This window comes from Epilithonimonas sp. UC225_85, from assembly GCF_042695135.1.
Taxonomy (GTDB): domain Bacteria; phylum Bacteroidota; class Bacteroidia; order Flavobacteriales; family Weeksellaceae; genus Epilithonimonas.
Genome location: NZ_CP170547.1, coordinates 1,531,532 through 1,548,407, shown reverse-complemented (window position 1 = coordinate 1,548,407; position 16,876 = coordinate 1,531,532). Strand labels below are relative to the sequence as shown.

Annotated in this window: 12 protein-coding genes; all 12 read right to left on the bottom strand. The window is 38.3% G+C overall.

What is annotated here, in order from left to right:
• Positions 1–4 precede the first annotated feature (4 nt).
• Entirely contained in the window at positions 5–1,243 is a 1,239-nt protein-coding gene (gene purD / locus ACFJGY_RS07285; protein ID WP_379969567.1) for a phosphoribosylamine--glycine ligase, read from the bottom strand.
• Between the two features lie 103 nt (positions 1,244–1,346).
• The gene (locus tag ACFJGY_RS07280; protein ID WP_379969565.1) at positions 1,347–2,063 is read right to left on the bottom strand and encodes a pirin family protein; all 717 of its coding nucleotides are present in this window, start codon (positions 2,061–2,063) and stop codon (positions 1,347–1,349) included.
• A 143-nt stretch (positions 2,064–2,206) separates the two neighbouring features.
• Complete coding sequence (gene ilvA, locus ACFJGY_RS07275) at positions 2,207–3,475, bottom strand: threonine ammonia-lyase IlvA (RefSeq protein WP_379969563.1); 1,269 nt, start codon at positions 3,473–3,475, stop codon at positions 2,207–2,209.
• Positions 3,476–3,606: 131 nt separating this feature from the next.
• Positions 3,607–5,016 (bottom strand): ATP-binding cassette domain-containing protein, encoded by a 1,410-nt coding sequence (locus ACFJGY_RS07270; protein ID WP_379969561.1) that lies wholly within the window; start codon positions 5,014–5,016, stop codon positions 3,607–3,609.
• 345 nt (positions 5,017–5,361) lie between these two features.
• The gene (gene ilvC / locus ACFJGY_RS07265; protein ID WP_379969559.1) at positions 5,362–6,843 is read right to left on the bottom strand and encodes a ketol-acid reductoisomerase; all 1,482 of its coding nucleotides are present in this window, start codon (positions 6,841–6,843) and stop codon (positions 5,362–5,364) included.
• Between the two features lie 138 nt (positions 6,844–6,981).
• Entirely contained in the window at positions 6,982–7,572 is a 591-nt protein-coding gene (gene ilvN, locus ACFJGY_RS07260) for an acetolactate synthase small subunit (RefSeq protein WP_063969542.1), read from the bottom strand.
• Between the two features lie 88 nt (positions 7,573–7,660).
• On the bottom strand, positions 7,661–9,403 hold the full coding sequence (gene ilvB, locus ACFJGY_RS07255) for a biosynthetic-type acetolactate synthase large subunit (RefSeq protein WP_379969556.1): 1,743 nt from the start codon (positions 9,401–9,403) through the stop codon (positions 7,661–7,663).
• 76 nt (positions 9,404–9,479) lie between these two features.
• A complete protein-coding gene (gene ilvD, locus ACFJGY_RS07250) occupies positions 9,480–11,165 on the bottom strand; it encodes a dihydroxy-acid dehydratase (RefSeq protein WP_379969554.1) in 1,686 nt (561 codons plus the stop codon).
• Positions 11,158–12,060: a branched-chain-amino-acid transaminase gene (gene ilvE, locus ACFJGY_RS07245; protein ID WP_379969552.1), complete on the bottom strand. Its 903-nt coding sequence runs from the start codon at positions 12,058–12,060 to the stop codon at positions 11,158–11,160. Before ilvE ends, ilvD begins: the two co-directional genes overlap by 8 nt.
• Before the next feature lie 870 nt (positions 12,061–12,930).
• Positions 12,931–14,313, bottom strand: coding sequence for an MFS transporter (locus tag ACFJGY_RS07240; RefSeq protein WP_379969550.1), 1,383 nt, complete (start codon positions 14,311–14,313; stop codon positions 12,931–12,933).
• Positions 14,314–14,332: 19 nt separating this feature from the next.
• A complete protein-coding gene (locus ACFJGY_RS07235; RefSeq protein WP_379969548.1) occupies positions 14,333–14,848 on the bottom strand; it encodes a nuclear transport factor 2 family protein in 516 nt (171 codons plus the stop codon).
• Positions 14,849–14,855: 7 nt separating this feature from the next.
• On the bottom strand, positions 14,856–16,703 hold the full coding sequence (locus tag ACFJGY_RS07230; protein ID WP_379969546.1) for a glycoside hydrolase family 13 protein: 1,848 nt from the start codon (positions 16,701–16,703) through the stop codon (positions 14,856–14,858).
• Positions 16,704–16,876: the final 173 nt, after the last annotated feature.

The window sequence follows — 16,876 nt, the reverse complement described above, 5'->3', positions numbered from 1 at the left end:
TATTTTAAAATTTCGCAATATCGTCTCGGTAAAATGCGTAGTCGAAGTGTACTGGGATGGCGTCCTCGTAAACTTTTTTGCGCGCCTCATCGTAAGTATCTCCCAATGCGACGATGTTCAACACTCGCCCGCCTGTGGAAACGATTCTGCTGCCTCTGAAATCTGCGCCAGCATAAAGCACTTTGCTATTTTTCACTTTCTCTACACCGGTGATCTCGTAGCCAGTCTCGTGGTTTTTCGGGTAACCGCCGGAGCAAACTACCAAGCAAACCGCTTTTTGATTCTTAAATTTAAGGTCTAATTCTTTGCCGTGAAGACAATCCTCGATCACGTCTACCAGATTGTTTTCCAAAAGTGGCAAAAGAACCTGAGTTTCCGGATCTCCGAGTCTCATATTGTATTCCAAAAGATAAGTTCCATTTTTGGTAATCATCAATCCGAAGAAAATAAATCCTTTGAAACTAAGACCTTCTTTCTTAAGACCATCGATCGTTGGATTCATAATATGATCTATAAAATCCTGATTGTGAGCTTCCGTAAATTCCGGGCTTGGTGCAACAGAACCCATACCGCCAGTGTTTGGACCTTTGTCACCATTTCCTGCTTTTTTATAATCTTTTGCAGCTACGAAAGGGAATAATTTTTCACCATTTGAAACCCCGATAATTGAAGCTTCAAAACCTTGAAGAAATTCCTCGATCACAATCTGAATTCCTGCATCTCCGAAGATTCTTTTGATCATAAAATCGTGGATCGTTCCTTCTGCCTCCTCCAAATCGTCTGCAATCACAACGCCTTTCCCACCAGCAAGTCCGCTAGCTTTGATCACCAAAGGAAATTCCTGAGTTTGCAAATATTCTTTTGCTTCTACGTAAGAATCGAAAATGACAGCTTTTGCGGTTTTGATGCCGTAAGTCTGCATGAATTTTTTAGAAAACGCCTTGCTGCCTTCTAATGAAGCTGCTTTTTTTGTAGGTCCGAAAACTTTGAGATCTACTTTTTTGAACTCATCTACGATACCTTCCACAAGAGGTGCTTCCGGACCAACAATCGTAAGATCCACTTTGTTTTTGATCGCAAAGTCTCTAAGTGCCAGTATATCGGTTTCGTTGATGTTTTCTCCTAATTTTTCGGTAGTGGCATTTCCCGGAGCAAAAAACATTTTTGTAATTCTGCTGTCTTCGCTTAGTTTTACGGCTAAAGCCGAAGCGCGGCCACCATTGCCAACAATAAGTAATCTCATTATTTTCCTTTTTAACTTTTTAAAGTCCCAAATTTAAGGTTTTTTGAGGACAAATCTTGTACCCTTGCCGTGGTAATTTCTTAAAAAATTTATAAATTTTGGATTAAACCGGCAATTGCATCGGAACTTCCATCAATAAAATTTCTGAATTCTCCTGAGCTTCCAAAACAAAACTTTCTGTGTCCCAAATCCCAAATCCGTCTCTCTCATTCAATATTTGATCTCCGATTTTCGCTGAACCTTTGATTACAAAAGCATAAACTCCGTTTCCTGATTTGTGGATTTTATATTCTTTGGAAAAACCTTTGTCAAACTTTGCCAGATTGAACCAGGCATCCTGATGGATCCAAACGCCGGCATCATTTGCATCCGGTGACAAGATTTGCTGAAAGTCATTTTGTACAGAATTTTCTTCGATGCTTACCTGATCGTATCTTGGTGTCACATCAGTTTCATTTGGGATAATCCAGATCTGCAAAAATTTTACCGGCTGCTCGGTTGCATTTTCTTCACTATGCATAATTCCTGTTCCGGCAGACATCACCTGAATATCACCTTTTTTGATGATCCCGGAATTCCCCATATTGTCTCCGTGTCTCAACTCGCCTTCCAAAGGGATCGAAATGATCTCCATATCGCGGTGCGGGTGTCTCCCAAAGCCCATACTTCCTTCTACAAAATCATCATTCAGAACTCTTAAAACTCCGAAATGATTTCTTTCAGGATTTTGATAACCTGCAAAACTGAATGTGTGATGGCTTTTCAACCAACCGTGATTGGCGTAACCTCTACTTTCTGATTTATGATAAACTGTTTTCATTTTAATAATATTTAGATTGTTATACTGATTATTTTATGAGAACAAATTTCCTGAATTTAAAACCTTTATGCATTGATGTACGATAAGAACGAAAAAATCCGCCGATTGGCGGAGTTTATTTATTTATTTATTTGAATTGATGATTAAACCAACATATTAAGAACATCCGGATTATCATTAAGGTAAGACTCAAAATAACCGAGTTGTTGCATTCTTTGTTTCAAGCCATCAAAATCTGTAGGATTAGAAAGTTCGATTCCTACGATTGCCAAAGCAGTTTCCCTGGAATTTTTCTTGGTATATTCAAAATGTGTGATATCGTCATTTGGACCGAGGACATTCAGAACAAAATCCTTTAAAGAACCCGGACGTTGCGGAAATTTGACCATAAAATAATGCTTTAAACCATTGTAAAGCAAAGCGCGCTCTTTGATTTCCTCCATTCTAGTAATATCATTATTACTTCCACTGACGATACAAACCACATTTTTTCCTTTGATTTGATTCCTATATTGTTCCAGAGCCGAAATTGAAAGCGCTCCTGCTGGTTCCAAAACGATTGCATCTTTGTTATATAGCTGCAGAATCGTTTCACAAATCTTCCCTTCATCCACAGAAATACAATCTTCCAGCGCATTTTTACAAATCTCAAAAGTCAAATCGCCTACTTTCTTCACCGCCGCACCATCCACAAAACTGTCAACTTCTAAGAGTTCTGTATTGATGTTATTTTGAATGGACAATCTCATCGAAGGTGCGCCTTTCGGTTCTACACCAATCAATTTAGTTTCTTGTGATAATTCGCTAAAAACCGTTGCAATTCCGGAAGCCAAACCACCGCCGCCAATCGGAATAAAAATAAAATCAATATTTTCTTTTGTCTGTTCTAAAATTTCCAGTGCCAAAGTCGCCTGTCCTTCAATAATCTGAACGTCATCAAAAGGATGGATAAAAGCTGCTCCCGAAGTTTCTGCAAATTCAAAAGCTGCAGTTTTTGACGCATCGAAAGTATCGCCGACCAATCTGATTTCAGCATAATTGCCACCAAACATTTCCACCTGTTCCAGCTTTTGTTTTGGTGTTGTCACAGGCATAAAAATCGTTCCTTTGATTTGAAGTTGTTTACAGGAAAAAGCCACACCTTGCGCGTGATTTCCTGCACTGGCGCAAACTATTCCTTGAGAAACTTTGCCTTCATTGAAAAGCGTTTTGATTTTGTTGTAAGCACCTCTCAATTTGTACGACCTTACAGGTTGCAAATCTTCTCTTTTAAGGAAAATATTAGCTCCAAATTTTTCTGATAATCTTGCATTGTATTGCAAAGGCGTGTAATTCACGACATTTTCTATACTTTTTCGGGCTTCTTTCACCGCTTCCAAGGTTGGAAATATTAGCGTTTCATTCATCTTCATTTATATTACAGGTTCTTTGGTTTTGTTTTTAAACTTAATTGTTTTAATAATTTTTATAATTCTCGCAGATTTTGCTGATTGGGCAGATTTAAAATTGTTAATTTGCTAAATCTGCGAGAGTAAATTATCCTTCAATACTTTATTAATTCTACTCGATTATTAATTTTCACTTTTCCGTTTTCCAGAACGAGTTTGTGACTGAGTTTTTTTGGTAATTGAGATTCAAAATGTCCAACGTAAATCAAAGACTGTCCTTGACTTGCCAAATCATCAATTACCTGATTGAAATATTGCGTCTGCTCGTTGTCCATTCCCTGACAAGGTTCATCCAGAATCAGGAGTTTTGGTTTCTTAATCAATGTTCTTGCGAGCAAAGCCAAACGTTGTTTTCCGAGTGGTAAAGTATTTAACTTCTTATTTTTATCTTCTTTTAAATCGAAGAAATAAAGAATCTGCTCCAATTGCTGTTGCTGGTCAAAACTCAGTTTCTGATACAAACTCATCGAATCAAAAAATCCAGAAGCTATGGTTTGTCCGACATTTGCAGTCATATCAAAATACCAGTGCAGTTCGGGCGAAATCATTCCGATTTTTTCTTTGATATCCCAAATACTTTCACCACTTCCCCGCTTTTTTCCGAAAAGATGAATTTCATTGGCATAAGCTTGAGGATGGTCGCCATTCAATAGACTTAACAAGGTTGATTTCCCCGAACCGTTATGACCTTGCAATAGCCATTGTTCACCGATATTGACTTCCCAATAGATATTTTTCAGAGCTTGTTTTTCGCCGTAAGAAATATTAATATTTTCTAGTTCGATGAGACTTTCCTGTTGGTTTTCCTGATTATTTTGCAAGAAAAAAGGAAGTGATTTTGGTGTTCTTTCTTCGCCTTTTGAAAAGTCTTTTGTTGAATTTCTGTGAACTAATTTCCCATTTTTTATTTCAACAAAATATTGAACACTTTCCGGATATTCGTCATCATTATTAATTAAAATCAAAGTGACATTTTCTTTAATTAAATCATCAAAAGCCTGATTCAAAAACTGTCTTGATTTTACATCCAAACCTGTGTAAAGTTGGTCGATAACCAAAACCTGAGGTTTTAGCCAAAGTGCTTTCAACAATTGTAATTTTTTGTGTTCACCACTCGACAATTCTATCAATTGCTGATTTTTAAAATTCTCAAATCCAAAAGGTTTTAAATAAGATTCTAATATTGCGAAATCCAGATTTTCTTCTTTTCCGAAATGATTCATTTCTGCAAAAACAGTTAGTGTATCATTTTTGGCAAATTGATTATAACGTTGCTGATAATAAAAATTGCGGTCACCTTCCAGATTGCTGAACTGAAACCAATTGGAAACATACAGAACTTTCTCTGACAATTCTGAATTTTCATCAAACTTGACCTCAACTTTTCCTTCAAAATTCTTGATTTCTCCTGAAATAATTTTGGCTAAAGTTGTTTTCCCGCTTCCGCTTAATCCGCCTAACATCCAACATTCTCCGGAAGATATTTCCCAGTTTAAATCTTTCAATATTGGTTTATTATATTGGAAATTTAGGTTTGAAATTTGGATGATTGGGATTGACATTTTGTTATTTTAATTTTTGAACGCAGAGTGCACAAAGTTTTTTTTCATTAATAACTATTTTTAAGTTTCACAAAGGCATAAAACTCAGCAAAGCTTTTTAAAATTCGGTTTGTCATTCCGTATGAATCTAAACTTAGCTGTGGATATTACTACGCAATGACAAAATTTGAATTTATGAACAAACTTTATTTTTATGACGAATCCCTTAGCCCCGATTGCAGCGGCATCCTTTTGTGATGAGGAACGAAGAGCAAAAGATATAGTGGAAAGCGGGATTAGCTCCTAACTTTAAACTGTTTTAATAGACTTCATCGCGGTCATTGCCTGACGCAGTTTTCTGCCGACAATTTCTACGGGATGATTCCTCAAAATATCGTTCACGTGAACCAATTGGGCGTTGTCAACCGACGCATTTTTCCCTTCGTTGAAGTCTTTTCCGACCAAATCTGTATCCACCGATTTCATAAAATCCGCCAACAAAGGTTTGCAAGCCTGGTCGAAAAGGTAACAGCCGTATTCTGCAGTGTCGGAAATCACACGATTCATTTCGAACAATTTTTTTCTGGCTATGGTATTGGCAATCAAAGGGGTTTCGTGAAGGGATTCATAATAAGCAGATTCTGGCTTGATTCCGGCTTCGACCATTGTTTCGAAAGCCAACTCAACGCCCGCTCGGATGAAGGCCGACATCAAAAGATAATTGTCAAAATATTCCTGTTCATCTATTTTCACATCGCCAGCAGGTGTTTTTTCGAAAGCAGTTTCTCTTGTTTCAGCTCGCCATTTCAAGAGGTTTTTGTCACCATTTGACCAATCTTCCATCATTGTTTTGGAGAATTCACCGGAGATAATATCGTCCTGATGTTTCTGGAAAAGTGGTCGCATAATATCTTTCAATTCTTCTGACAATTCGAAAGCTTTTAGTTTTGCAGGATTGGAAAGTCTATCTAACATTCCGCTGACACCGCCGTGTTTCAAGGCTTCTGTGATGACCTCAACGCCGTATTGAACCAATTTGGAAGCGTAACCTGCATCCACACCTTTCTCTACCATTTTGTCAAACGAAAGGATAGAACCGGTTTGCAAAAGTCCACACAAAATGGTTTGTTCGCCCATCAAATCGGACTTCACTTCGGCAACGAAAGAGGATTTCAAAACACCGGCTTTATGTCCGCCAGTTCCCACGCAATAAGCTTTCGCTTCTGCCCAACCTTTGCCTTGCGGGTCATTTTCGGGATGAACAGCAATCAAGGTTGGAACACCAAAACCACGGAGATATTCGGCACGAACTTCGGAACCGGGACACTTTGGAGCGACCATAATTACTGTGATATCTTTACGAATTTGCATACCTTCTTCCACGATGTTGAAACCGTGAGAATAGGACAATGTTGCGCCTTCTTTCATCAAAGGCTGAACGGCGTTAATCACGGAAGTATGCTGTTTGTCAGGAGTCAAATTGATGACCAAATCCGCTGTCGGAATAAGTTCTTCGTAAGTTCCGACATTGAAATTATTTTCGGTTGCGTTTTTCCACGAATCTCTCTTCTGGTCGATTGCTTCCTGACGCAATGCGTAAGAAACATCCAGTCCGCTGTCTCTTAGATTCAGACCTTGATTCAGACCTTGAGCACCACATCCTACCACTACGATTTTCTTTCCTTTCAAAGCAGAAACGCCGTCAGAAAACTCTGAACTGTCCATAAAATCTGCCTGTGCTAACTGGTGTAACTGGTCTCTGAGTGATAAGGTATTGAAATAATTTGCCATTATATTTTATAATTGATAAATGATTATTGATAATTGATTAGAATTTTGAACACAAAGCGCACAAAGTTTTTTTTAAGATTCAATGTTTTTAAGTTCACAAAGGCGCTTACGCTCAAAAAAGATTTTATTTTTTATTATTTACATTGTGAAAACGTCGTCTCGTTTGTCCAGGAATTCGTTTTCTACGATTTCGGCGGAAGGTTCTCTTCTCTCGAATTCGAGGACTTTGTCGTGGATTCCTCGGCTGTTTTTGATGATGGCGATTCTTGCACCTCGTACAAATTCTATGAGACCATATTTGTTGAGTTCTTCCGTTAATCGGTCAATTTCTTCACGATGACCAGCGGTTTCGAAAACGATGTAATCTTGTCGAATCACAACTGTGGATGCGCCATACTGACGAAGCAATCTTTCGACATAAACTTTCTCTGTAACCACATTTGCAGGAACTTTGTAAAGTGCCTGCTCTTGCCAGACAATCTCGTCGTCTGTATTGAAATAGGCTTTCATAATGTCAATCTGCTTCTCGAGTTGCCGGCAAAGTTTTCGTACAACCTCATCATTTTCATTAATGACAATCGTGAATCTGTGAATGCCGTCCACCTCGGAAGGTGATGTGTTCAGACTCTCGATATTGATTTTTCTTCGTGAGAAAATCCCTGAAATTCTACCGATTAATCCAACGGAATTTTCGGTGTATAGTGTGATGGTAAATTCTTGTTTTTCCATTTGTTTTTTATTGATTCCATAATTGATTCCATAGGTTTCACCTACGGCTACTGATATTAAACCCTTTCGGGTTCTTATTGATTGAAATTTATTTTAAACGAATTTCGGAAACCGATGAACCTTGCGTTACCATTGGGAATACGTTGTTTTCTTTGTCCACCATTACTTCCAGAAGATAAGCGCCGTCGTGGTTCAGCATCGTTTCTAAAGCAGATTTTAAATTTTCTCTTTCTGAAATCCTTTGGCCATCAATGTAGTAAGCTTTTGCCACCGCAACAAAATCCGGACTTGTGATATTCACGAAAGAATAGCGTCTCTCATTGAATAATTGCTGCCACTGTCTCACCATTCCAAGAAACTCATTATTAAGAATCATAATTTTGACCTTTGCCCCAAACTGCATAATAGTGCCCAATTCCTGTAATGTCATTTGGAATCCGCCATCGCCAATAATTGCTACAACCGTTTTTTCCGGAGCTCCATACCAAGCACCAATTGCAGCTGGCAAACCAAATCCCATTGTTCCCAAACCTCCGGATGTCACCCAGGATTTTGATTGGTTAAACTTCGCATATCTGCTTGCAACCATTTGATGCTGACCAACATCTGTTGCAACAATTGCGTCTCCATTTGTCAATTCATTTAATACTTTGATAACCTCACCCATTGTCAAAACTTCAGTTGTTGGATTGAGTTCTTCCTGAATGACTTCTTTGATTTCTTCTTTTTCCAATTCCCGGAATTCATTTAACCAAGCTGAATGGTCATTTTCGTTAAGAAGCGCAGTTAACATTGGTAAAGTCTTTTTGCAATTTCCCCAAACCGGCACTGTAGTTTTTACATTTTTATCAATTTCAGCTGGGTCGATATCAAGATGAATAACTTTCGCTTGTTTTGCATATTTGTCCAAACGGCCAGTTACACGATCATCGAAACGCATTCCGACTGCAATCAGAACATCGCATTCGTTGGTCATTACATTTGGAGCATAGTTTCCGTGCATTCCCAGCATTCCAACGTGTAAAGGATGATGAGTTTCCAAAGCACTTAACCCCATTACAGTAGCTGCTGCAGGAAGATTAACCTTCTCAATAAAAGCTTTGAATTCTTCTTCCGCTTTTCCCAAAATCACGCCTTGTCCAAAAACGACAAATGGTTTTTTTGCCTGATTAATAAGTTCTGCAGCTTGCTCGATATATTCGTTTCTGATTTCCGGTTCTGGCCGATAACTTCTGATGTGATTACACTTTTTATATCCCAAATATTCGAACAACTGTATTTGAGCATTTTTGGTAATATCAATCAAAACCGGACCTGGCCGACCTGTGCTTGCAATATGAAAAGCTTTAGCAATCGCTTCCGGAATTTCGGTGGCGTCGGTGACTTGATAATTCCATTTTGTAACTGGCGTCGTGATATTAATTACATCGGTTTCCTGAAAAGCATCGGTTCCTAAAAGTGAGGCAAAAACCTGACCTGTGATGCAAACAATTGGGTTGCTGTCTATCATCGCATCTGCCAAACCTGTTACCAAATTGGTTGCGCCTGGACCACTGGTTGCAAATACAACGCCCGTCTTTCCGGAAGTTCGAGCAAATCCCTGTGCAGCGTGAATGGCACCTTGCTCGTGACGAACCAAAATATGTTTCAGTTTTTCGGAATAGTCGTACAAAGCGTCATAAATCGGCATAATTGCGCCACCCGGATAACCGAAAACTATTTGTACATTTTCTGCTAGTAATGCTTCTAAAACGGCTTTTGAACCTGATATTTCTATCGTTTTCTGCTGTTCCAATTTTGTATTTTCTATTTGTGAAATGGTATTACTCATACTAAATGTTTTAAATTTTGGCTAAAGCCCAATAATTTCTGCTGAAGAAAACGGGCTAAAGCCCGTTCCTATTGATTTATAAATCAGTTACACAACCTTGTGATGCATCGGCTACAGACTTAGCATATTTGTATAAAATACCTCGCTTCACTTTGTATTCTGGTTGTTCGAACTCGGATTTTCTTTTGGCAATTTCTTCTTCTGACAACAATGCGTTTATGGTATTTTTTTCTGCATCCAGTTCTATCACGTCTCCATCTTTTATCAATCCAATCAATCCTCCAGCAAAAGCTTCCGGCGTGATATGGCCGACAACAAAACCGTGCGTTCCTCCGGAAAATCTACCATCGGTAATCAATGCTACATTTTTACCGAGACCAGAACCCATCAAGGCGGAAGTTGGTTTCAGCATTTCCGGCATTCCGGGTGCGCCTTTTGGCCCTTCATTTTTGATGACGACGACATTTCCTTCCTTGATTTTTTTTTCTTCAATGCCTTTGATGAATTCTTTTTCGCCGTCAAAAACTATGGCTGTTCCTTTGAAATAATTGCCTTCTTTCCCAGTGATTTTCGCCACAGAACCTTTCTCAGCAAGATTTCCATACAGAATTCTGATATGTCCCGTCGCTTTGATTGGGTCTTTGATATCGTGAATAATATTTTGGTCTCTTTCAATAATTGATGTTACGTGTTCGAGATTTTCGGCAATCGTTTTTCCTGTTACCGTCAAGCAATCGCCGTGAAGCAGTCCTAAATCCAAAAGATATTTCATCACCGCTGGAACGCCACCAACATTGTGAAGGTCTTCCATCAGATATTTTCCACTTGGCTTAAGGTCAGCTAAAAATGGCGTTTCATCACTGATTTTTTGGAAATCATCTAAAGTCAAATCGTAGCCGATAGATTTCGCAATGGCAATAAAATGGAGAACTGCATTTGTACTTCCACCTAAAATCATAATCAGTCTCAAAGCATTTTCGAACGCTTTCGGAGTCATTATATCTGAAGGTTTGATGTCTTTTTCCAAAAGGATTTTCACGTAATGTCCGGCGAACCGACATTCTTCTTTTTTCTCTTTGCTTAAAGCTGGATAAGATGAAGAATATGGTAAACTCATCCCAAGTGCTTCGATTGCGGAAGCCATTGTGTTTGCAGTGTACATTCCGCCGCACGCACCAGCGCTTGGACAGGAATTTTTTATGACACCTTTGAAATCTTCGTCAGAAATTTTTCCTGCGATTTTGTTTCCCAAAGCTTCGAAAGCAGAAACGATATTCAAATCCTGACCTTTGTAATGTCCCGGCGCAATACTTCCGCCATAAACCATAATTGAAGGGCGGTCGAGACGAGCCATCGCCATCAAAGAACCCGGCATATTTTTGTCGCAACCCGGAACGGTTATCAATCCGTCGTAATATTGACCTGCACAAACCGCTTCGATGGAATCTGCAATGATGTCGCGACTTACGAGCGAATAGCGCATTCCGTCTGTTCCGTTGGTCATTCCGTCGCTGATTCCGATGGTGTGGAACATTAAGCCAACTAAGTTTTGTTCTTTTACTCCTTTTTTTACGATTTCAGCCAAACCATTCAGGTGCATATTGCAAGTGTTGCCATCGTAGCCCATACTGGCGATTCCGATTTGTGCCTTGTCGAAATCCTCTTCTTCAAAACCAATCCCGTAGAACATTGCCTGAGTTGCAGGTTGAGTTGGGTCTTTTGTTAGGGTTTTGGAATATTTATTAAGTTCTACGTTACACATATTGTAAGTTTGATTTCAGGTATGAATAATCTTCTTCTAGCACCAAATGACGATAAGCGGTTTGAATTTTCGATGATAAGCTGTCTTCCCAATTTAGTTTGAAAGGAACATCATCAAGAGAACCTAACGCGACGATTTCGGCAGCTGTTCCACAGAAAAAGCCGGCATCTGCGCCTTTCATCTCTTCCGGTTTGAAGAATTTTTCCTCGTAAGGAATTCCCAGTTGGTCACAGATTTCGAAAACTGTAGCTCTGGTAATTCCAGGAAGTATGCTTCCTTTTGCTGGCGTGAAAAGCTTGCCGCCTTTCTCAAAGAAGATATTGGCACCGGAACTTTCGGCTACATTTCCGTCAGCATCCAGAACCAAAGCTTCATCAAAACCTTTGTCTTTCGCTTCCTGACAAGCCAAAATCGAGTTTACATAATGACCGCTTACTTTTGCTTCAACTTTGAAAGCTTTTGGATTTGGACGTTCAAATGATGAAGTCATAACTCTCATTTGATTGGCCATATAACCGTTATCCCAATTCCAAACCTCGATGACGAGATAACTTTTTTGTCCTTTTGACAGAGCCATATTTGGAGAACAAATGACCAACGGCCGAATGTAGGCGTTTGATAAATTATTAATTTCCAACAATTTGTATGTTGCTTCCACCATTTCCTCTGTTGAATAATCGAAAGGCATCATCATTGTTTGGGCAGACCTCCTTAGTCTGTCGTAATGTTCCTCTGCTTTGAAAATCTTGGTTCCATTTGCCGTTTTGTAAGATTTAATCCCTTCGAAAACAGCATATCCGTAGTGTAACGATTGACCGTACAAATCGGTCTTGGCTTCTTTTGCTTTTACATATTCCCTATCAAAAAAGAGAACACTGTCGTCATTGTAATACATTTTGTATCGATTTTATATTTGTTTGTTAGATTTTGGAAAATAAAAAACCATCCTCGCAGTGAGAATGGTTTGTATTATTTCAATTCAATAATTAGTACAAGCCATCACTCACCATCGGAATCCGATAATGACAAGAATGACAAGAATAATGACTGTGCTATTCATCTGTTTGTTTTCAACGGTACAAATGTATAAACTAATTCCAATAAACATTGATGTTTTCACAAAAAATTCTTTTTAAAAATACTGAAAACACATAAAATATTGATTTTTATACGATATTCAGCAAAACAAAAATTAAAGATAAAGCATTGATTTTCAATTTGTGAAAGCTGTAAAAATTACGATGCCTAAAATTTGAGTTTGGTCATAGGTTTTTAGAATTAATATTCAAATTTTTAGAAATTTCTGATAAAAGATTGTTGTTTTTATAATGCGAGGAGACAAGGTGGAATCGTAAGAAGGTATAACGAAACTGTAACAAGGTAAAAGAAAACAGTGAAAAGTGAAAATGAAGTTGTAAGAAAGTGAGACTAAACTGCAGAAAGTTAAAACTAAATTATATGAATATAAAACAACTTCGTAAAAATTTAAAATTACATTGTAAGAATATAAAAATATTGCGTAAGAATATAAAATTAAAGTGCAGAAAGTAAAAACTAATCTGTAAGAATTTAAAACTAAATCGTAATAAAGATTGTTTTTAGATTTTTATTTGTTCCATAGATGCTGCTTCTCCTAATCTAATTCCATAGGTTTCATCTACGGCTACTGATATTGAATCCTTCGGATTCTCTCTAAAAACGAAAAATCCACCGAATTGGTGGATTTGAATATTTAAATACTTCGACAAGCTCAGTATGACATTAATTAAAAATGAACCTGTTGGATTTCTTCTTCAATTTCCTTAGGTGTTTCTTCCTGAGATTTGATGAAAATCAACGTAATCAAAGCACCCAATAACATACAAGCACCACCTACGACAACGTAATCAATCGCCATATTCCCAAAAAGATTAGATACTATCGGTCCTCCGAAAACACCGTTGATAATTTGAGGAATTACAATGAAGAAATTAAAAATCCCCATATAAACGCCCATTTTCCTTTGTGGAATTGCATCAATCAACATTGCATAAGGCATTGCCAAAATACTTGCCCAGGCAAATCCCAATCCTACCATCGAAATCCAAAGCATCGAAATATCCTTGATAAAATACATTGAAATCAATCCCAAACCTCCACTTGCCAAAGCTAAAGCATGGGTTTGTTTTTTCCCGATCGCTTTTGCAATTGGAGTCAGTAAGAATGCAAATGGAATTGCAAATAAATTATAAAGTCCGAATAAATGTCCTGTCAAATCTCCCGCTTTATTAAACTCAACCGATTTTGTATCTTCCGGAGAAAGTCCAAAATGATGCGTTGCCAAAGCACTTGTTGTGAAAACCCACATTGTAAAAAGTGCAAACCAGGAAAAGAACTGAACAATTCCTAACTTTTTCATCAGATTTGGAATATTCGCAAAATCTTTGAACATATCAGAAAACTTCGAATGCTCTTCTACTAATTCTTTCCCGCCTTCAAACTCTGCAAATTCCTGCGGGGAATATTCTTTGGTGGTGAAAATCGTATAGAGAATTGAAACAATCAAAACTGTAGCACCAATATAAAATGCGTAGATCACATTATCTGCAACATAACCTTCCGGTGCAACATTTGATATTCCTAATTTCGTCAACCAGCTTGGCATTTCCGATCCAATAACTGCGCCGATTCCAATCAAAATAGTCTGGATTGAAAACCCTAAAGTTCCCTGATGTTTCGGTAGCATATCACCGACCAAAGCCCGGAAAGGTTCCATTGCAATATTAACGGAGAAGTCCATCATCGCAAGGAAAATTACCGCTAACAATAAAACATTTGCGGCTATCATATGCGTTACGGAAGCAGCGTTTGGAAGGAGAACTAATCCGATGGCACAAAGAACCGCACCAATTAAAAAGTAAGGTTTTCTTCTACCGAGCGGACTCCAAGTGTTGTCGCCCATATGACCGATGATTGGCTGAACAATCAAGCCTGTAACTGGCGCAACTAACCAAAACCACGAAAGTTCGTGGACGTCTGCACCTAAATTTGCGAGAATACGGCTCGCGTTTCCGTTTTGTAATCCAAATGCCATCTGGATTCCCAAAAATCCCATACTCATATTGATAATCTGAGCGATGGAGAGATTTGGTTTTATTTTTTTTGTCATCGTTTATTTAAGGTATATATTATTTTAATTTCTGAATCAGCGCATCCTCGATTGGTGCTTTGATTTTGGTCACTTCGTCCACGACTTCATTTGGAACTGTTACCGAAAGAACGTACTGCTTTACTTTCCATTTTCCACCGATTTTTTCTACAACTCCGGAACCTCTGCAAATTTTCATTTGGGTATCAAGAATTTCATCGAACCAAGCGTAATTTCCGTCTTTGCTGAAGTAGATATTTCGTTTTAAAGATTTGAAATTCCAAGTTGTTTTCTTATCGAAAAATGGTTTTGCCCATTCTTTGAATTCTTTTTTGTTCCAGACTTCAGTCGCGTCTGTTCCGATGAAAATGGATTCTTCCGCGAAACAATCAAAGTATTTATCAAAATCTGCATTGGCGGCAAGCGTGTTGAAATCGTCTAACAATTTATTGATATTCTTTTTCTGAACATTTTCATAAAAGCCTTTTTTCTGGGCAGAAATTGAACCTGAAAATATGAAGAACGTCAGGATGAAAAGTGAAACTATTTTTTTCATTTTAATTTTATTTAAGCTCTAAAATTAATGAAGATTTTCCAGCGACAGACAAATTTGTTTTCAAATCAAAATCTTTGTCAGAAAGGATGTCTTTTCCTTTTGTGAAATTATTAAGACCTTCGGAAAAACGCTTCAAATCCAGATTTTGAGTTTCTTTGTTGTTATTGATGACAACCATTACTCTTTTGCTATCCGTATATCGGAAGTAAACGTAAACATTGTTGTTCGGAATATAATGCAAGGTTTTTCCTTTATGAATCGCCTCATTTCCTTTTCTCCAGTTTAGGATTTTTTTGGTGTAATCGAAGTATTCGCTTTGAGAAACTGTTCTTCCGGATTTTGCGAAAGCATTGTTTTTGTCGCCAGCCCAACCTCCTGGGAAATCCTGACGAATCTCGCCGTCACCGCCTTTTCCTTTGTCGCCCGCCATTCCGATTTCGGAACCGTAATACAATTGCGGGATTCCGCGAACGGTTAAAATCAAGCTCATTGCCAGTTTATAATCTTCAACTTTTGGATAATTCTGATTGAATCTATTCGTATCGTGATTTTCTGCAAAAACCAAAATATTATTGATATCCGGATAAAGAAAATCATTGGTAAAATTCCCATAAACTCTCTGCATTCCTGCATCCCAGCCCGGTTCTTCTTTGAAAGCCTGACCAACTGCATCGAAAAGTGTAAAGTCCATTACCGACGGCAAATGAGAATTATAACCTTCGATTGCTGCGATTTTGGAATCCTTTTGCCAATACGCCATTTGCGCCTGGTCCTGCATCCAAACTTCACCCACGATATTGAATTTCGGATATTCGTCTGTGATACGTTTTGTCCATTCTGCGATACCTTTTTTGTCGTTGTAAGAATAAGTATCTACTCGAAGTCCATCCAGACCTGCATATTCTATCCACCAGATTGCATTTTGGGCCATATAATTGACAACCATTTGATTACTTTGGTTCATATCCGGCATTGTGGTATCAAACCAGCCGTCCATACAAGCGGCTTCGTCTACTTTTGCAGCGTTGGTATCAAACTGCGTGGTCATTCTGTAATTACTTCTTTGGAAACCATTTTTCCCTTCTTCCCAATAATGAATCCAATCTTTCGCAGGCAAATCCTGGATAATCCAACTTTTTGAGCCCCAATGGTTGGTGACATAATCCATCACGAGTTTCATTTTTCTTTTGTGAAGTTCGTCAGCCAGATTTTTGTAATCATCGTTGGTTCCGTAACGCGGGTCGATTTTGTAATAATTGCTTTGTGCATAACCGTGGTAAGAATACGATGGTTCGTTATCTTCCAACAATGGCGTGTTCCAAAGTGTTGTAACACCTAATTCGCTCAAGTAATCGAGGTTTTTTACGATTCCAGCAATATCTCCACCGTGGCGGCCGCCAGTTTTTGTTCTGTCAGATTTCTCTGCTGTGTCCGGTGTGTTGTCATTTTTTGGATTGCCGTTGGCGAAACGGTCTGGCATTACCAGATACATTACATCTGAAGAAGTGTAAGAATCTCTGTTGGCAGAATTCTGTTGTCTTTGTTTGAATTCGTAATCGATGGTTTTAACGGTTTTGTTTCCGTTTTTGAAATTCAGTTTGGTTTTTCCGGGCTGAATTCCGTTGGTGTCGATGGTTACGAAAAGGTAATTGGGGTTTTCAACTTTTTTGATTTCCTTGATTTTGATTCCGTTGGAGAATTCGGGTTGAAGGTTGTTGATGTCTTTTCCGTAAACCAAAAGTTGAAGTTCAGGATTTTTCATTCCGCTCCACCAAAATGCAGGTTCTACTTTCTGAACCTGAGAATAGAAAATGGAGGAAAGTATGATAGAAGAAAATGTGATTATTTTTTTCATAAGATTGAAATTTTGGAGAATACTTTGTCAAAGTTTTAAGCTTTGGCTACGCCGAATCTTCGATTTGACAAAGTATTGATTTGTGTTGAAAGGCCTATAGCCCCGATTGTAGTGGAAATCCTTTTTTGAAAAAAAAGATTGCAACGGAAAGCGGGATTAAGCTCCTAAAAAGT

Excerpts from the sequence above, each read along its gene's own strand:
- purD (WP_379969567.1), bottom strand. The coding sequence starts at position 1,243 with ATGAGATTACTTATTGTTGGCAATGGTGGCCGCGCTTCGGCTTTAGCC.
- ACFJGY_RS07280 (WP_379969565.1), bottom strand. The coding sequence starts at position 2,063 with ATGAAAACAGTTTATCATAAATCAGAAAGTAGAGGTTACGCCAATCAC.
- ilvA (WP_379969563.1), bottom strand. The coding sequence starts at position 3,475 with ATGAAGATGAATGAAACGCTAATATTTCCAACCTTGGAAGCGGTGAAA.
- ilvC (WP_379969559.1), bottom strand. The coding sequence starts at position 6,843 with ATGGCAAATTATTTCAATACCTTATCACTCAGAGACCAGTTACACCAG.
- ilvN (WP_063969542.1), bottom strand. The coding sequence starts at position 7,572 with ATGGAAAAACAAGAATTTACCATCACACTATACACCGAAAATTCCGTT.
- ilvB (WP_379969556.1), bottom strand. The coding sequence starts at position 9,403 with ATGAGTAATACCATTTCACAAATAGAAAATACAAAATTGGAACAGCAG.
- ilvD (WP_379969554.1), bottom strand. The coding sequence starts at position 11,165 with ATGTGTAACGTAGAACTTAATAAATATTCCAAAACCCTAACAAAAGAC.
- ilvE (WP_379969552.1), bottom strand. The coding sequence starts at position 12,060 with ATGTATTACAATGACGACAGTGTTCTCTTTTTTGATAGGGAATATGTA.
- ACFJGY_RS07240 (WP_379969550.1), bottom strand. The coding sequence starts at position 14,313 with ATGACAAAAAAAATAAAACCAAATCTCTCCATCGCTCAGATTATCAAT.
- ACFJGY_RS07235 (WP_379969548.1), bottom strand. The coding sequence starts at position 14,848 with ATGAAAAAAATAGTTTCACTTTTCATCCTGACGTTCTTCATATTTTCA.
- ACFJGY_RS07230 (WP_379969546.1), bottom strand. The coding sequence starts at position 16,703 with ATGAAAAAAATAATCACATTTTCTTCTATCATACTTTCCTCCATTTTC.